9 protein-coding genes and 2 pseudogenes are annotated in these 18,015 nt (G+C 50.8%); 4 read left to right on the forward strand and 7 right to left on the reverse strand.

The features are described from left to right. Positions 1-5: 5 nt before the first annotated feature. The 5 genes from BM191_RS08130 to BM191_RS08150 all read right to left on the reverse strand — a co-directional run bounded on the left by BM191_RS08130 (position 6) and on the right by BM191_RS08150 (position 6,809). The gene (locus BM191_RS08130; protein ID WP_092876981.1) at positions 6-2,147 is read right to left on the reverse strand and encodes a peptidase domain-containing ABC transporter; all 2,142 of its coding nucleotides are present in this window, start codon (positions 2,145-2,147) and stop codon (positions 6-8) included. Positions 2,148-2,193: 46 nt separating this feature from the next. Beyond that, positions 2,194-3,141 (reverse strand): lysophospholipid acyltransferase family protein, encoded by a 948-nt coding sequence (locus tag BM191_RS08135; protein WP_092876983.1) that lies wholly within the window; start codon positions 3,139-3,141, stop codon positions 2,194-2,196. Positions 3,142-3,143: 2 nt separating this feature from the next. Further along, positions 3,144-3,815, reverse strand: a complete 672-nt coding sequence (locus tag BM191_RS08140) for a DsbA family protein (RefSeq protein WP_092877258.1) — start codon at positions 3,813-3,815, stop codon at positions 3,144-3,146. Between the two features lie 119 nt (positions 3,816-3,934). Further along, positions 3,935-4,126, reverse strand: coding sequence for a DUF4762 family protein (locus tag BM191_RS08145; RefSeq protein ID WP_092876985.1), 192 nt, complete (start codon positions 4,124-4,126; stop codon positions 3,935-3,937). 787 nt (positions 4,127-4,913) lie between these two features. Next, the gene (locus BM191_RS08150; protein WP_407927867.1) at positions 4,914-6,809 is read right to left on the reverse strand and encodes a DUF262 domain-containing protein; all 1,896 of its coding nucleotides are present in this window, start codon (positions 6,807-6,809) and stop codon (positions 4,914-4,916) included. 535 nt (positions 6,810-7,344) lie between these two features. Here BM191_RS08150 and BM191_RS08155 point away from each other — a divergent pair. Genes BM191_RS08155 through BM191_RS08165 form a run of 3 tightly spaced genes read left to right on the forward strand, consistent with a single transcriptional unit; the run spans position 7,345 to position 14,281 of the window. Next, positions 7,345-9,705, forward strand: a complete 2,361-nt coding sequence (locus BM191_RS08155; protein WP_177203315.1) for a type I restriction-modification system subunit M — start codon at positions 7,345-7,347, stop codon at positions 9,703-9,705. Further along, the gene (locus tag BM191_RS08160) at positions 9,705-11,036 is read left to right on the forward strand and encodes a restriction endonuclease subunit S (protein ID WP_092876991.1); all 1,332 of its coding nucleotides are present in this window, start codon (positions 9,705-9,707) and stop codon (positions 11,034-11,036) included. Before BM191_RS08155 ends, BM191_RS08160 begins: the two co-directional genes overlap by 1 nt. Beyond that, positions 11,033-14,281, forward strand: coding sequence for a type I restriction endonuclease subunit R (locus tag BM191_RS08165; protein WP_092876993.1), 3,249 nt, complete (start codon positions 11,033-11,035; stop codon positions 14,279-14,281). Before BM191_RS08160 ends, BM191_RS08165 begins: the two co-directional genes overlap by 4 nt. Before the next feature lie 205 nt (positions 14,282-14,486). Here the strand turns inward: BM191_RS08165 and BM191_RS17515 are convergent. Further along, positions 14,487-14,713 (reverse strand): annotated as a pseudogene (locus BM191_RS17515) (hypothetical protein); the annotation flags it as partial. Positions 14,714-15,113: 400 nt separating this feature from the next. Beyond that, a pseudogene (locus BM191_RS08170) lies at positions 15,114-15,639 on the reverse strand (IS1 family transposase); the annotation flags it as partial. Between the two features lie 492 nt (positions 15,640-16,131). On the opposite strand from BM191_RS08170, the gene BM191_RS08175 reads away from it, so the two are divergent. After that, complete coding sequence (locus tag BM191_RS08175; RefSeq protein WP_092876996.1) at positions 16,132-18,006, forward strand: beta-glucoside-specific PTS transporter subunit IIABC; 1,875 nt, start codon at positions 16,132-16,134, stop codon at positions 18,004-18,006. Positions 18,007-18,015 lie beyond the last annotated feature (9 nt).

The raw sequence follows: 18,015 nt of genomic DNA on the forward strand, positions 1-18,015 counted from the left end.
CGCACTCACGCCCGCTTTTCCTGCAGCACAATATCCGGTGTCACCCGGCGCTTTTCGTCTTCCAGTGGTTTATTTCCGAGTACGCAAAGGTGGTCGAATAACGACAGCGCCGCTTCACTGTGCGTCACGACGATCAGCGTTTTTTGGTATTCGCGGCAGTGATCGATCAGGGTCTGCATCACATGCTGTGCGGTTTGTTCATCAAGGTTGGCGGTGGGTTCGTCCAGTACCATAACCGGGCAGTCGCTGTACATTGCACGTGCCAGCATCAGTCGCTGACGCTGCCCCAGAGACAGCGCGGGATGGCTTTCGCGGATCAGCGCATTTTGTTTACCCGGCAGATTATCAATCACCTCGGTCAGCTTCAGCCCGCGCAGGGATTTATCAATACGCTGCTGTTTTTGAGCATCATAATGGCGATCGAACAACGCGATGTTTTGCCGCACGCTGGCGCTGAACAGAATGTCCCCCTGGCTTTGCAGGAAGAACAATTTTTGCGCCTGACGGGTACTCACCCGCTGGCCATCCACCAGAATTTCGCCGGACTGGGGTGCCATAAGCCCGGTGATCACTTTTAGCAGCGTACTTTTACCGGCGCCGGACTCACCGACAATCGCCAGGGTTTCACCCCGATATAGCGCCAGAGAAACATCGTTGAGTACTGGCTTGCCTGGCTCGTAAGCAAAATGAAGTCCGTGGTAGCTCAGCCGCTGGGCAAAGTGTAAGGGCGGCGATGGCGCATCGGCGTCTTCGTCTTTTTTCACCTGCGGAAACAGATCGGCAGCGCGGGTATCGATCACGTGCAGCTGATTCTTTTTCAGCACCGAGAAGAAAATTGTGGTGACGTAGGAGGTAAAAATCTGACGTACAAAGCTATAGGCAAAGAACTCCCCCAGCGAGATACGGTTATCTTTCAGCAGCGGTAACGCCAGCAGCATAAAAAATACCATTTCGAGGCTGCCAATCAGTTGATACAGACTGCTTTTTACCTGTTCGTACACCTTCTGCTTTTGCCTGATCTCAAACAGGGACGAGGCAAAGCCTGCAAATGCTATCTGACGCTGGCTATTCAAGCCCGCCGATTTAAGCGTGGCAAAGCCCTGAATCGACTCCAGCAGGAAGTCACTTTGCTCCGCGCTTTTCACCTGAACTTGTTGCGTGTAAAAGCGATCGCGGAAGATGGCCCACACGCTGACCAGGCCCATTAACGTTACCCCTACGGCCGAAATCGCCGCCAGCAGCGGGCTGATGTAACACATCACCGCCAGCGCTATTACACCAACGATCCAGTCTGTTCGCAGGCCGTTATCCAGCTCGATTTTCTGAGCGGCAGCCATTTGCCAATTGGAGAAGCGACTGTAAATCTCACCCGGACTGCGTTTTTCAAAGTAGGCAAGCGAGTTTTTCAGCAGACTGGCGAAACCACTCACGCTTTGCATAACCACAAAACGCTTAATAAAGCGCTCGGTGAGACTACGCACAATGAGGGCCAGCAGGGTCGACACCACAAACGCCAGCAGGAAGTAAAAGTAGGGAAAGTCGCGTTCCCCGCCGGATGAGAAAACGTTATTGATCGCCGAACTGACCATCACTGGCATGATAAACAGCGTCAATGAAACCAGAAACGTCAGGAGCATGAGGCGGTAAATACGCGGTATGCTCGCTGTCTGCTTCAAACTCATGCATTTCAGTGCGCGGAACCGCCGCACGCGCTGAGGTTGCACCATCGTAGATTTTTCATCGACCGCATCGTTATCCAGTACCAGCGCATAGCCGCTGATTTCAGACTTCAGCGCAGCAATCGGCAACAGCTGCTCACCAATAGCGGGGTTCATCACACACACATAGCTGCCCTGCCGATACGCCAGCAGGACATAATGGCTGCCACCGTAGTGCAAAATGGCGGGTAACGGGAGGTCAGCCAGCTCGTCCAGATCGAAAGCGACCGGATACGCCGGGATAGCCAGCCCGGAGAGGATCTCGCACAAGGTTGACAGCGCGGTACCGTGGGCAGACGCCGGATAATGTTCGCGCAGCATGTCCAACGGCGCATCAATGCCCTGGGTCTCCGCCAGCATAGAGATGCAGGCCAGCCCGCATTCATTCGTTTCAGCCTGGTAAACGATTTCTGGAATAATATTTTCCATAATTTAATTCCTAAAACGCCCTGTTCTTTTCTGTCGTTATGCCTGATTAGTCGTTAATAAAAAACAGTGAGTGCGAATGCCATAGCATCCAGTCAGTAGAATAATCATGAATGCTTTGCTCGATAATTCGGGGCATCTCATCCTTGAGCATTCTGGGCGCAACAGGTTCGTGGATCTTTATTTTTAATCCTTTATCAAAATAAAGATGATAAAACACCACCTGCGCGGACATCATTCTGGCCAGGCGGATAATACCGCTGTGCAAACTGGCCGGGCGCTCAAATAAGCGGCAAGATAATTTCTCTGCTTTGTCTTTACTGGCAAATTGCGTGAAGTCCGGCGTAATATCGGGGAATAAAATAATATTGCGTTTATTCTCCGCTGCCGCCATCACCGACGTCATTAAGTTACCGGCAATATTTTTATTATCTTCATGTATCGAACAATAGTTGAGATCTAACCCACCCAGCCGCCGCTCCGCTTCAGAATGGGCATTGGCACTGCGGGAAGTGATCACCGTCGCTTTTCCCGGATAGGCAGTCGCACCGATCATGGTACTCAGGACGTCCGAAACCATGTGCAACGGGGCCAGCAGCACCGGCTGGCCGGCTCGCTGGAGCGGCTCTACAACGCCATTAAGCCGTGCCGAGCAGTCTGCCAGCTCGCGTAATAACCGGCGGTTACGTCCGTAGGTCACCGCCTCAATTAACAGTTTTCGCCGCTGCGTCAGCCAGACATAGTCAAATGTTTTATTGTCATTGAGCAGGCACTGACGATTAGATTCCGCCACCGCCGCCCGCAATTTCACATCGCGCGGAATAAGTTTGAAAAATATTCTGGCCCGTGAAAATGCAAAAACAATACGGTAATGCAAATAGCGAAATAATGCACAATGCGCCCTGTAGCCCACCCGCTGTAGCTTAGATATTAGCCACTGACATCTGACGGTAAGGTTCCGCCAGAAAAGCGCGCACCACAGAGCATAAAATTTCATTATTACTCCGGTGCCTTACCTGTTTCCATAATAGAGAGCAATTTATCAGCGAAGGCCGGGAAATCTCGGTCCTGAATTGCAATCCATTTTTTATTAATAATAAACGTCGGCGTGGCGTTGATATTATAATACTGAGTAACACGCGTCATGTAATCCAGACGATCTTTGACTTCCTTCGACTGACTGACTTTATGATATTCCGCGACGTTAATCTTATTTTTTTCCAGCCATGCGTCGAGCTTAGCCGGGTCCCCTAAATCAATCTTATCCTTTATCACCGCATTATAGGCACTCTGACGATAGGTGCTTTCAATCCCCATGGCTTCCAGAGTAGCGAAGACGGGTGCATAGCGCGCCAGCCCGGCTTGACTATCAAGGCTGAGATGAAGTCGGATGAACTTTTTTCCGGCCGGCATACGTTTTTTAAGTTCAGCCACATTTCGCTCATTCATTTCACAAAAATGGCAGCCGTATGAAAAGATCTCAACAATATCGTCTCCATCGGCAATCGGACTTTTATCCTGCTTTTCGGCAGAAAGAGAACGTAACACCTGCGGCCCGGCCTCGCTGGTTTGATTCAACACGAAAGCATGGAACCAGGCAGTAGTAATCAGCGCTGAAATAACCGCTATAAAAACGGTATACATCAGCACGTAAAAAATTCTTTTTTTCATGGAGGGCATTGGTCCGAATCTACGAGTAAGATAGATTTCCTCAATGATTATCAGGATGGCGTTGTATTTAACAATACAACGCCATCGGGGATGAATAGCTGCTACTGACTATTGAATAATCAACCTACGCTAGGGCAGTTGATAATAGCCGCAGGCGTGTACTCCTTAGTGACATCGCCATTTTTATCAGTACAGGTTTTAACAGCATTACAAATGTTATACTTGCCTACCACATTCAGTTCGAAACTATTAACGCAGGTCGTGATCCCACCTACCACTGAGCTTGCTTCAGACATATTAATTTTTTTCATATTTAACATCCTATGTTGATTACAATCATGAATTTTTGGCATTTGTTAATACATACTTTAAAGAGACAGAAAAGCATTACTGCCCCTATAGTCCAATAACTCTATCAACGTTTCTTTTCGGAAACTCATTATCGGACAGCGGCCATTCTAGTGTTGCCTTTTTAATTAGGCAATACATCCAAAATGACATAAATTGGGCATAAATTGCTGCTATACAATTTAAAAGAAAGGATATTTCTTATATAAAAAACGGAAATTTCCTTCATGGTATATAGCCGCTACACTTATTCGCTATTTTTACCTATACCGCTACAGAATATTCCCATAAAAAATTCAGACTATCAGGATCACAGCGTCAGGTTTTTTTAAGAATTTTTTTTCTAAATGGATATATAAGGATAAGTTTCAGAATTTTTGCACTCCATGAGGCGGGATCAGTCTGCAAAATACGGGATAAAGTCCGATACATAAGCCGCTGATGGCATTTTATCTCACATCGTCCTGGCAAGGCGGATCGGATGGGGCAGTGTGCCTGAGCAGCGAGGGGGGGCCGCATCGATGCTGAATAAAAGTAGCGCACCAAAAAGTATCGGGCTACTTATTACCCGCCCCGCCAGGTACTCGTAAGGCAAAAACCTGTCGACGATCCTCACTGGCGGTGGCACTAAAAACTGAAGAGAGTGCCTAAACATGCCTGTTTTATTTAGAATCGCCACAGACAATCCAGACGCCACCAGGCCGTTGATGGGCTGGCCCTCCCCCTGTCGACGCGATCGCTCAGTCGTTTTCAGCCATCAGCAGCCTTCGCTAAACGATTTGGCGACCAAATCAACTCCACTAACCCCAGAATAAGTTTCTGACGCGCAAGTTGCTCCGCTTTGTCGAATACCTCGACGGATTTGAAAAGCAGTCCGTATTGATTAGCAAACTGCTTAAACTGTGGCTGATGTTCGTAAACACCTGGATCCAGACTTGCAGCAAAGAAGTTCTGCTTAGCATAGTGCGCTCTCTTCAGCAAAAAGGGTTTGTCCTGCAAGCTGCGGTTGACATCTGCGGGTAACAGTAATAGTGAGGCAACGTGGTTACGCCAATCCTGAAACTCCTGCTCATTGTTGAACTGATTTTTCACGCTTTGGTCATCATTGGGGCAGATATGTTCGATATCGAATGGATTCTTCAGAGTACGGTTCACCAGTCGTTCAAATGTCTCAGTACGCCCGGCTCCCTTCTCAGTGGCTTCTGTTAGTCTTGCCAACAGATGGTAGATGTAGCGGCGGCTGAATTGGTTTAGCCCCAAACCCTCAATACCCGTTCGTCCTTTTACTGCATAGCCAGAGAACGTAATATCATCTTCCGCCAGTTTCTTTTGCAGGATAGCCACCAGTTCCGCTAACGTTTTGCGTCTGATCTCCCGGCACAATAACCACATAGCGTAGGACACACTGGAGTACCCAACCCGGATATAGTTCACGACTCGCCGCATCAACCAGATATCCAGATAGGTCGCGGTGACAGCCAGTTTGCGGTCGACGGTATCGTCATCATCAGTCTCAACCAACGATGCCAGCAGCACGGTATTCTGCCAGGTAAAATCGTTGTGTGCGTTGTAATAGACCGCTTCCAGCTTCGGTGTGTAATGCTTACTGCTGTGCAGGATACGTCGGTACGCTTTGGCAAAAAATGGAAAGCTAACCGCCATCATCTTCTGATTATTCTGAGCCTTTCCCAGACCCAGGCGTGCGTTATTTTCCCGCACCCAACGATGAAACACCGAGCCGATTAACTCCCAATCTTTATCGACCGACCCGGCCTTACGCTCACGGATGGTTTCTGCATACTGTGCCCGTAACCACGCCTTAATACAGTTGGCATCGCGCTCTGGCTCGTGCTCCCCTCCCCAGGAGATTAAGTCCAGGACTTGTTGCTTCCAGATTTGATTGGCCTGTAACCGCGCTGCCTGCTCTTCAATCGGAGCCAGTAAATATGCCTTCAGCATATCTACCGGACTCAGCGGTTTACCCCGATCATTCATCGTTTCAAAAATAGCGTAAGCATAATTGTCGTTAACAGTGGCAATCTCAATCAAACCCACCCGCGTCAATAACCAGTAGATGAAATGCGGTAAGACATCTCTTATCTCTGCCATCAGATCGTTGGCTTCAATATCACTGTAACGGGCGTACATGGTTTGGATGGATTCATCCTTCCCATCCGGACTGAACGCTTCCCCCTTGAACAGGGCATTGATAACCGGAAGCCGCTCAGAGATGTCGAGATTGAACCTGGGATTGCCGAGGTTGTCGCTGAAAATAAGTGGGGCGACCGTTTGGGCGACCGGCAAGCTCTGTTCCCTGGCAGATCGATACAGACAAATCAGCAACAAAGTCAGAGAGGTGACTCGCTGCTGACCATCGATCAAATAGTTTTTGTTATTGCGTTTGCTAACAATGATAGAACCAAGAAAATACTCGCCGTAGTGACTAATCGCACTGGTTTCATCACCCTCCCGATAACAGTTGAAGAATTTTCCCTGAAGATCAGCCAGCAGCTCGTCAATATTCTCCTTCTCCCATTTATACTCACGCTGATACTCGTCGATAGAAAAGGATTGGCTTTGCAACAACTGTTGTACACTACGGTAATGGGGGGTGATTGTGCTCATTTCAGACCAAACTTTACTCATGATTAATGACGGTATTATGCCCTGTTAGCGGAGCGGTATCTTTGACCTTTGTTCAAAATCCGTGCGTTGGAAAATCAGCCGTGGATAGCTGGATTAAAATCCAGCCAAAAGCCGCATTAGCGAAAAATGAGGCTAAACAGGCTGGCAAGCTATTTTCTTGCTTGTAGCGATAACCCGGGTAACAACCGGCGAACGGAACCTACCCGCCAACGGCTTAACGCAATGTCGATGTGGAATTTACAAAAACGAAGCCCTGCGCCGTTTGCAGCCCAACGCGCTGAACACTCCGTTCCCGTCATCCATAATCAACCTGTCACCCCCCTCCCGACACAGCCAGCCAGCGCGCTCCGGGACGGTATAACGGAAGGCGTCCCGTTGCCACACATCCGCTTACTCGCCTGAGACAGGTCATTTCTTTGTCCCATATCGGTTGCGATAGCCCCCGTAGCAGGTATTATTTTACGCACTCTATTCCATAGCGATTTTTTTTGCCGACGCACTTTGCTTCATGGCTGCGATTTCTTCCGAGGGTTTCATGACTAACACTAACTTTTCTCAAACGGCGGCGTTTATCTGGTCGGTGGCTGATTTGCTGCGCGGTGATTTTAAACAGTCTCAGTACGGACGGGTGATACTGCCGTTTACGCTGCTGCGTCGTCTTGAGTGTGTATTAGCCGAAACCAAAGACGCTGTCGTGGTAAAAGCAGACGCGCTGAAAAAAAGCCCACTGCCGGAGGACGCTAAAGAGAAGTTCCTGCTGCGCGCCAGCGGCCTGACCTTCTTCAATGCTTCGCCGATGGACCTCGGTAAAATGGGGCAGAACGACATCAAAGCCAACCTGGAAAACTACGTACAGGCATTCTCCCCGGATGCGCGTGAAATATTTGAACACTTCAAATTCAGTGAGTTTGTTGGCCTGCTGGAAGATGCCAATCTGTTGTTCAAAGTGGTGAAGAAATTCGCCACCACCGATCTTAGCCCGAAAGCGATCTCCAACCACGACATGGGCCTGGTGTTTGAAGAGCTTATCCGTCGTTTCGCGGAGAGCTCCAATGAGACCGCCGGCGAGCACTTTACCCCGCGCGATATCGTGCGTCTGACCACCTCGCTGGTGTTTATGGAAGATGATGACGCGCTGTCGCAGGACGGTATTATCCGCACCATTTACGATCCGACAGCCGGGACCGGTGGCTTCCTCTCTTCGGGTATGGAGTATGTGCACGAGCTGAACCCTAACGCGGTCATACGCGCCTTTGGCCAGGAACTGAACCCGGAGTCCTACGCTATCTGTAAAGCCGATATGCTGATCAAAGGTCAGGACGTCAGCCGTATTAAGCTGGGTAACACGCTCTCTAACGATCAGCTGCCGGGAGATCGGTTCGACTATATGCTTTCTAACCCCCCGTTTGGCGTGGACTGGAAGAAGATTGAGGGCGAGATTAACGACGAATATATGCAGAAAGGCTTTAACGGCCGTTTTGGCCCGGGTCTGCCGCGTGTTTCCGACGGATCGCTGCTGTTCCTGATGCACCTGCTCAGCAAACTGCGCGACAACCACAATGTGGCTGGTCGCGTGAGCAACGGCGGGCGTATCGGGATTATCCTGAACGGCTCGCCGCTGTTTACCGGCGGGGCGGGCAGCGGTGAGAGCGAAATCCGTCGCTATATTCTGGAAGCCGACTTGCTGGAAGGTATTATCGCCCTGCCAACCGATATGTTTTACAACACCGGCATTGCCACCTACGTCTGGATCCTCTCCAATAAGAAAGCGCCCGAGCGTAAGGGCAAAGTGCAGCTGATTGATGGCACCCACCTGTGCGGCAAGATGCGTAAATCGCTGGGTTCCAAGCGCAACCTGATGGGCGAGGATGATATCAAACTGATCACCCAGACCTTCGGTGAGTTTGAAGTGGTGGATGCCACAACCCTGGAAGAGCTGGGTCTGGAAAAAGCCGCCGGGCAAAAATCCAGCCGTGGCCGTCAGGCTGCCACCGCGAAAACCGACGCGCCGAAAACTTTCGCCAGCAAAATCTTCAACAGCACCGAGTTTGGCTATCGCCGCCTGACCATTGAACGCCCGCTGCGGTTATCCGCGCAGGTAACGGATGAAGCGATTGCAACGCTGCGCTTTGCGCCGAAGCCGTTTAATGCGGCGATGGAACGCCTGTATGAAGCGTTCGCATCTCAGTGGCAGAAGGAGACCTATGGTGATTTATCTGAACGGGAAGCCGACGCGCGCGTCATCCTCAAAGCCGAATTTGCCGAGCTGAAAGAGAAGCAGATTAAAGATCTGCTCGACAGCAAACTGTGGCTGGCACAGCGCGCCTTGATGGAAAAAGCACAACGGATTCAGACGGCGCTGGCTACCCAGGCGGGGGGGAAAACGCGGGTGAGCAACGACTTCAACCAGTTCCAGCTAACCCTGAAAGCCGCCATCAAAACCGCGGGCGTGAAGCTGGACGCGAAAGAGAACAAGCAGTTTATCGACGCCATCACCCGCCGAAACCCGGATGCCGAGCCGGTGGTGAAAAAAGGGCTGAAAGAGGCCGCTCAGCCACTGTACGGTGCCTTCGAGTACCGCGGCAACGTGGTGGAATTTGAGCCGGACGGCGAGCTGCGCGACTACGAAAATGTGCCGCTGAACCCGGCAGTGTCCACCTGCGATCTGATCGAAAACTATTTCAAAGCGGAAGTGCTGCCGCACGTCGCCGATGCCTGGATTAATGCTGATAAGCGCGACGCGAAAGATAACGAGGTGGGGATTGTCGGTTACGAGATCCCGTTCAACCGCCATTTCTATGTTTATCAGCCGCCGCGCCCGCTGGAAGAGATTGATGCCGATCTGGATGCGGTCAGCGCCGAGATTATGAAGTTGCTGCAGGAGGTCCATTCCTGATGGCAAAGTATAAGCCGTATCCGGCGTATCAGGCGTCTGGGGTGGAGTGGCTGGGGGATATTCCTGAGGATTGGTCTGTCACTAAATTAAAGTACATTGCAGATTTGCAAACCGCAAAATTTACTAATTCAGATTACTTATTTGTTGGATTAGAAAATATATCGAGTGGTGATGGAAGGTATATATTAAAAGAAGAAAATATAGCAGATGGTACAACGGTGTCGTTTAAAAAGAATGATGTTCTTTTCGGGAAGTTGCGGCCTTACCTTGCCAAATCTTGGCTAGCTAGTTTCTCCGGGGTATGCTCATCTGAGTTTCTGGTGCTTCGTACAGCCAAATTACATCCAAAATATCTTAATTATTATTCATTAACAAATGAATTTATTGAGCAGGTTAATTCCTCAACTTATGGCTCCAAAATGCCAAGAGCAAGTTGGGAGTTTATTGGCCTGTTACCTATACCAATCTGTTCTTATTCTTTATCAGAAAAGGTGGCTTGGTTCCTCGATCACGAAACCGCAAAAATCGACTGTCTGATCGCGAAGCAACAACAACTGATTGAACTGTTAAAAGAAAAACGTCAGGCAGTGATTAGCCATGCCGTCACCAAAGGGCTAAACCCTGATGTGCCGATGAAAGATTCGGGTGTTGAGTGTTTGGAGGGCATACCAGATCATTGGTTATGCACGAAAATAAAATACATAGCATTACTAACACCTAAAAAATCATCAGTTAACTTTAAAAATAACGATGAATGTACCTTCATCCCGATGGAAAAACTGAAAAGAAACTCTCTTGTAACAGATGAAAGAAAGCTGATTCGGGATGTTATAAGTGGCTATACTTACTTTGAAGATGATGATCTTCTGTTAGCTAAGGTTACGCCATGCTTTGAAAATAAAAACATTGCTGTAGCTAGAGGGCTAGTTAATAGTATTGGATTCGGCTCTACGGAAATATATGTTTTGAGGCCAACTGAAAAAATTTGTGCACATTACTTATTATATCGCCTTCAAGAGGATAATTTTATCCGTGCCGCAACAGGAGCAATGACAGGTGCTGGCGGACTAAAACGTGTACCTTCAGATTTTCTGCTTAACTATCCAATTGCTATTCCTCCAAAACCAGAAATGGATGCAATTATTACTTATATCAATGAACAAGAATTCCGTTATGACTTGATGGAGAAGCATGCGACGCAGGCTGTTCAACTCCTCCAGGAACGCCGCACCGCCCTGATCTCCGCCGCCGTTACCGGAAAAATCGACGTCCGCGATTGGGTTGCCCCGGACACCGAGGATATCGAGGCGCCACAGGAGGCCAGCGCATGAGCATTGACAGCACCCAAGAGCGGATTTTCCAGGATGACATGATCGCCCAGATGCTCGACCGAGGCTGGGTTCGCGGCAGAACGAGCGACTACGATCGCCAACGCGCGCTCTACGCGCAGGATGCGCTGACCTTTGTGCAGACCACCCAGCCGCAGCAGTGGGAGAAGTTTGCCAACATTTACCCTACCGATACCGAACGTCATTTCCTCGATGCGCTGGTGGCCCAGCTAAAAAAAGCGGATATCAACGCCACCGACAGGCTTTCGCGCACCTACGGCACGCTTGGCGTGCTGCGTCACGGAATCAAGAGCCACAATGCGCGGTTTTCGCTGTGCCAGTTTAAGCCAGAACATAATCTCAATCCGGACATTCTGACGCGCTACAAACAGAATATCTGCCGCATCGTGCCGGAGCTGGTTTACAGCCCCCATGCGTCGAACGCCGCATTCGAAGAGACCGGCGTTCAGGCGAAGAAGTGGCGTATCGACCTGGTGTTGTTCGTCAATGGCCTGCCGGTAGCGACGCTGGAACTGAAGTCTGAATTTAAGCAGTCGGTGCAAAACGCCATCACACAATATAAGAGAACGCGTTTGCCAAAGGACCCTGGCACCAATAAGCCTGAGCCGCTGCTGACCTTTAAACACGGCGCACTGGTGCACTTTGCCGTCAGTCAGTATGACGTGTTTATGGCGACCAAACTGGATGGCGATAACACCGTCTTCCTGCCGTTTAACAAGGGAACCCATGACGGCGGCGCGGGCAATGACATCCCGGAAAATGCCAATGACTATGCCACCAGCTACCTGTGGAATGAGGTGTTGCTGCCGGACAATCTGCTGAAAATTCTCGCCAGCTTCGTGCATCTGCAAATCGTCGAAAAAGAAAATGCCATTGGCCTGAAGTACAAAAGCGAGAGCCTGATTTTCCCGCGCTATCACCAGTGGGACGTGGTGAACAAACTGATCGCTGCGGTGACAGTAGAAGGGACGGGCAATAAATACCTGATCCAGCACAGCGCGGGATCGGGCAAATCGAACTCTATCGCCTGGAGCGCCCATCAGCTTTCCCGTCTGTACGATGAGAACGGCGAGAAGCAGTTCCACTCGGTGATTGTGGTGACAGACCGCACCGTGCTCGACGAGCAACTGCAGGACACCATCTATCAGTTTGAACATCAGGATGGCGTGGTCGGGCGAATCAACAACAAAGAGGGCGACGGTTCAAAATCAGAGAAGCTGGCCTTCGCGCTGGAAAACTCACAGCCAATCATCATCGTCACCCTGCAGACCTTTCCGTTTGTCCTGAAGGCGATTGAAAACAGCGTCAGCCTTAAGCAGCGTAAATATGCGGTGATTGCCGATGAGGCACACTCCTCGCAGAGCGGCTCCTCGGCGCGACAACTGAAAGAGGTGCTGATGAACGAAGAGAAAGATGGCGCGGTCAGGATGTCTTCAGACGAGTCTGTGGGTGCCATCGTTGCCACGCGTGTGGGCAGCGATAACCTCAACTTTTACGCGTTCACCGCCACACCGAAAGCCAAAACGCTGGAGCAGTTTGGCCGTCGCCCTAATCCGCATGAACCGGCGTCAAAAAACAACAAACCGCAAGCGTTCCACGTCTACTCCATGCGTCAGGCCATCGAAGAGGGCTTCATTCTTGATGTGCTGAAGAACTACATCAACTACAAGGTCGCCTATAAGCTGCTGCAAAAGCTGAACGATCCTGACCGGGAGGTGGACAGTAAAAAAGCCAGGATCAAGCTGAACCAGTGGGTCTCGCTGCACGATCATAACGTGTCGCAGAAAGTGAAGGTGATTGTCGAGCACTTCCGCCAGCATGTGATGCACTTACTGGCCGGCCAGGCAAAAGCGATGGTGGTAACAAGTTCGCGTAAAGCGGCGGTGCGCTATAAGCTGGCGTTCGATAAATATATCGCTGAGCAACAGTACGATAAGATCAGCGCGATGGTGGCGTTCTCCGGGGAGGTGGAATTCCATGAAGATGACCCTAACAGCCTTGCGCTGCTTAACCAGAAGTTCACCGAAATCACGATGAATCCAGGCCTGAAAGGCCGGGATATGCGTAACGCGTTTGATACCAACGACTACCAGGTGATGCTGGTCGCCAACAAATTCCAGACCGGTTTTGACCAGCCCAAGCTGTGTGCCATGTATGTGGATAAAAAGCTGGGCGGCGTGGAGTGCGTACAAACCCTGTCGCGCCTGAACCGTATCTATCCCGGAAAGGCGCTGTCCGGTACCTTTGTGCTGGATTTCTACAACGAGCCGGCCGAGATTTTGGCTGCTTTTCAGCCGTACTACCAGACGGCGGAACTCACTGATGTCAGCGATCCACAACGCGTCTTTGAGCTTTATGAAAAGCTACGCACCAGCGGCATTTTCCTGTGGAACGAAGTGGAGCAGTTTTGCGAGGCATTCTTCAGCAGAAACAAATCCAACGCGGCCATCAGCAATATCTGCAAACCTGCGGTAGCGCGCTGGAGACATCGCTACACCTCAGCAATCGAGGCCTATGTGCTGGCCAGAGAGATGCTGGAACGCACCAGGAAGACCGGCGATATTGTGCTGATCACCAATGCAGAGAACACCTTCAAAGAGTGCGAAAAAGAGAAAAGTAAGCTGGATATCTTCAAAAAAGATCTCGGCAGCTTTGTCCGCTTTTACGAGTTTATGTCGCAAATCGTCGATTACGATGACAAGAACCTGGAAAAGCTCAGTCTGTTTGCCCGCCATCTGCGTCCATTGCTGCATGAACAGCGTATCGAAGAGGATGAGATTGCATTAAGCAACGTCGAGATGAGCCATTATCGTCTGTCAAAGCTTCACGAACAGCACTTGAAGTTGCAGGAAAATGCGGCGGACGACAAAATCAAACCGGGTAATGATGTCGGTACGGCGAAGCCGAAGGACAAGAAAGAGGAGTTTCTGTCGACTATCCTGGCTCGCCTGAATGCGCTGTTCGTCACCGATAATCTGACCGATAAAGACATGATCAATTATGCCTTCGCGGTGCGCGACAAGCTGTCAGAAAACCAGGCGGTGATGACCCAGATTGCCAACAATACGCGCGAACAGGCGATGCTGGGCGATTTTCCCAAAGCCATTGATGATGCCGTGATGGACAGCAACGACGCCCAGCAGGCGATGATGGTGCAATACCTCTCTAATCCTGAGCTGGCGAAAGGTTTTGCCCGTGTGGTGTTTGATATGCTGAAAGGGGCTTGAGGCTTCTTCACCAGGGCGTGGTGTAAGAAATGCTGAGTTCTCTGGAGACAGTTCCGGCGTTGAATGAATTGGGTTACCGCCTTGTGGCGGAAAAATTCGAGCCGGGTTATGCCTCCGGGCACTCGCCTGGCAGTGGAAAGTCTCTGTGTCAAACGTAGCCAGGACGGCGTGGTTAACCAGCGTCGAATGGATTGCTTTCCCAGAATCAAACGAACTCGCTCCCTGTGCACAGACAACTGATGCGCCACCCCTTCAACATCAACCGCCCCTTCCCAGCGACGCATCCTATAAATACAGGCGCATGCAACGCATTACGCTCCCTATGGCTAATCTGAGGTTCCACGCATCCTTGCACCATAGACCCGACTAAATCAATGAACTGTAGGCCATTGTGCGAAAGCCATGACCGCAAAACTCAGTCTTCGTAACGTAACGTCAACTTAAAGGCCTTCACTCCCGGCTTAGCCGAACGAACCTCACATCACTCAGCGTCATGATGAGCATTCTTTTAAGAGATCTGTGTGGATAGAAACATCATCGAACGGGGATACAGCTGCAGATGTCGCCGCATCTGTAAGTTGATGTAGATTGAATCAGCTTGACTTAGGTTGAGTAACTAAATCGTGGAAAGCTCTGTGCGGCGCGATTTTCAGACCTAAAAATGACTTCAGTTGAGGTCCATTTACATACTTATGGTGCATGGGCGGACTCACCAAAAAATAAATCTAATTATTTTTAATATATTCAATAAAGTAAATATTATCTTGCCCCCCTTTTGACCCACTGAATTTTTCCTATAACGCTATTTTTGGCGATCTTTACGACAGCTATTCAGAGGCTTATCTCCGGGGATTTCTCTGGCATAACGCCCCCGGTTATCGCACGTTATCGTATCAATTGTAAACGGTGTAAGGAGTGACTGTAGCTCACGACAGTTTTCATCCGTTCCGGGTCCGAATGCATGGGCCAACACACTACCTGTTTCAGTATTGCAGTCATACCCGAGCCGGTGTGCTCGTTCTTTACTGCCAACAAAGGCCCATTGCTCATCAACTTCACAAAATAGTGCGATATCAGCATGCGCAACGGGAGAGGAGGCCATTCGCTTTGGTGAGCGTTTTCAAAGTGCGAAGAACGGTATTCATACCGATTTTAAGGATTATTGCCGTATCACGGATACCCGCACCGTTGAATGCCAGCCCGGTAATTTGTTCTTTGACGCCAGGCTTACGCGCTTCACATGTGTAGACCCGATGAGAGTCACGGCAGCGAAAACGGTCACGTCCTTTGGGGTTTTGACCATGACGCCAGACCTGAGCAGATTGACAGCGGGGGCAGCGAACAGTAACGGTGGCGATGAGGAAATCGCAAAAATCTTATCCTGTGCCAATCCAACTAATTAGAGGCATCACCATCACTTGAAAGAGACGCACATCAGTGCCGAGCCCTTGGGTTGACCACCGGTTTTTCCCGCCCGGACATCTGCGAGGTGCATGTGCTAATAACATCAATGGGTTGACACAATGTGTAACAGAACAGATCCCTGCCGTAGTAAATGATTTGCTGCATCTGTTCTTTTTTCCTGACCGTGAAGGTGCGTCGCGATTATTGCCTTTTTAGCGGACACCCTGGCACAGGGTACAGTATCTTTCCCAATCGGGTTTATTTAACACTGTGAACTTTGTCACTTTTTTCTCACGCTGCCCCGGCTATAACTTCACTCCTGATAAACGGACGTTATCGCGAAAGCGAGCGAAACCTGTTCAGAGTCCACCCTGGTGGCCTCTGAACAGGTTTTTTTTTGCACAAAATCTTGCTCTGACACTGTCGTTACTCTTACAGGTGAATAAATGAATGCGAAACAACTGGCCGGTAGCGTGCTGGCGCTGGTTGGCTCTACCCCCAATATCATCACCGCGATGCACTGCGCCACACGTCTGCGTCTGACGCTGAAAGACACCTCTCTGGTGCAGGACAGCGAAATCAACGCGCTGGACGGGGTGATCAGCACCGTTAACAGCGGCGGCCAGTTTCAGATTATCATCGGTAACCGCGTCAGTGAGGTGTATAAAGAGCTGGCGCTACTGATCGGCGAATCCACCGTCGAAAACGCTCAGGATGCCCCGGCACAGCGTCAACCTGTGGTGTCACGATTTATTGATGTCGTGTCCTCTATCTTTACACCCCTGATGGGTGCCATGGCCGCTGCCGGTATACTGAAAGGGCTACTGACTATCACCCTCGCTACCGGTTGGTTGACGAAAACCGATGACAGCTGGCGGATTATGTGGGCGGCGTCCGACGGGCTGTTTTACTTCCTGCCCATTCTGCTGGCGGCAACCGCAGCGAAAAAATTTCAGTGTAACGTCTACGTTGCTATGTCGATTGCCGCGGCCTTGGTCTATCCGGATATGCTTACTCTCGCTCTGCCCGGCGAAACCGTCAGTTTCTTTGGCCTGCCGGTTGTGGTAGTACGCTATACCTCCTCGGTGATCCCGATCATTATTACCGTCTGGGTAATGTCGCTGCTGGAGTTCAGACTGAATCGATGGATACATGAAACTGTCCGCAACGTACTAACGCCCTTCATCCTTCTGTGCATTATGGTGCCGCTGACGCTGGCGACAATCGGCCCGGTCAGTACGCTGGCCAGTGAGATGCTTGCCGCCATTTTCGTCTCCATCTATCAGTTCAGCCCGGCCATCTCCAGCGGTCTGTTTGCGGCATGCTGGCAGGTGCTGGTGATCTTCGGTATTCATTGGGGCTTTGCCGCCCTGTTTATGAACGACATTGCGGTCACCGGCCGTAGCTATCTTAAAGCCGCCACCGCCCCGGCCATATTCTCTCAGGCGGGAGCCATCCTCGCGGTGATGCTGAAAACCCGCGATCCTAAACTGAAAACGCTGTCCGCGTCGGCATTCATCTCCGCCCTGTTCGGCATTACCGAACCTGGGGTGTATGGCGTGACGCTTAAACTGAAGCGCCCCTTTATCTGCGCCACTGTCGCTGCAGCGATCGGTGGTATGGTGGTAGGCTGGGCGCACAGTTCAGCACTGTCGATGGGGATCACCGGGCTGCTGACGCTGCCTATCTATTACGGCCATGGTTTTGGCGGCTTCCTCGTCGGCTGTGCGATTGCCTTCGTGCTGGCTGCGCTTTTTACCTGGTTCTTCGGCGTCATAGAAGAGCTGCCTACCGGGGAGCAGAAGGCACCCGTGGATACCCAACCTGCCGTTGCTACGCCCGCTGCCCCTGGCTCGTCTTACGCCCACGCTGAGCAGATCAGGATGCCCTTCCCCGGTAATATTGTGCCTCTGCAGTCGGTTAGCGATCGGGTGTTCTCCTCCGGCATCGTTGGGAGGGGCTGCGCGGTGATCCCGGCATTAGGCGAACTCCATGCCCCAGTCGACGGCGTGGTAAGCAGCGTCTTCGATACCGGCCATGCCATTAGCCTGCTCTCACACCAGGGGGCAGAGCTGCTTATCCATGTCGGCATCGATACCGTTCAGCTGGCAGGCACCTGCTTTATCGTGATGGTGAAGGCCGGTGATACGGTCTGCCAGGGAGATCTGCTGCTACGGTTTGATATTGCCGGGATCATCGCCGCCGGCCTGGACATCACCACGCCCGTTGTGATTACCAACAGCGACGATTACGCCGAGATTACCCTAAGCCCTCAGACAGTAGGCCAGACCGGCGATCTGCTGATGACGTTGAATAAATAAGGAAACCCA

The sequence above is a fragment of the Izhakiella capsodis genome (assembly GCF_900115045.1).
Lineage (GTDB): Bacteria > Pseudomonadota > Gammaproteobacteria > Enterobacterales > Enterobacteriaceae > Izhakiella > Izhakiella capsodis.

Bases quoted from the DNA above. Each gene is read 5' to 3' on its own strand.
- BM191_RS08130 (WP_092876981.1), bottom strand. From the start codon at position 2,147: ATGGAAAATATTATTCCAGAAATCGTTTACCAGGCTGAAACGAATGAA.
- BM191_RS08135 (WP_092876983.1), bottom strand. From the start codon at position 3,141: ATGAAATTTTATGCTCTGTGGTGCGCGCTTTTCTGGCGGAACCTTACC.
- BM191_RS08140 (WP_092877258.1), bottom strand. From the start codon at position 3,815: ATGAAAAAAAGAATTTTTTACGTGCTGATGTATACCGTTTTTATAGCG.
- BM191_RS08145 (WP_092876985.1), bottom strand. From the start codon at position 4,126: ATGAAAAAAATTAATATGTCTGAAGCAAGCTCAGTGGTAGGTGGGATC.
- BM191_RS08150 (WP_407927867.1), bottom strand. From the start codon at position 6,809: ATGAGTAAAGTTTGGTCTGAAATGAGCACAATCACCCCCCATTACCGT.
- BM191_RS08155 (WP_177203315.1), top strand. From the start codon at position 7,345: ATGACTAACACTAACTTTTCTCAAACGGCGGCGTTTATCTGGTCGGTG.
- BM191_RS08160 (WP_092876991.1), top strand. From the start codon at position 9,705: ATGGCAAAGTATAAGCCGTATCCGGCGTATCAGGCGTCTGGGGTGGAG.
- BM191_RS08165 (WP_092876993.1), top strand. From the start codon at position 11,033: ATGAGCATTGACAGCACCCAAGAGCGGATTTTCCAGGATGACATGATC.
- BM191_RS08175 (WP_092876996.1), top strand. From the start codon at position 16,132: ATGAATGCGAAACAACTGGCCGGTAGCGTGCTGGCGCTGGTTGGCTCT.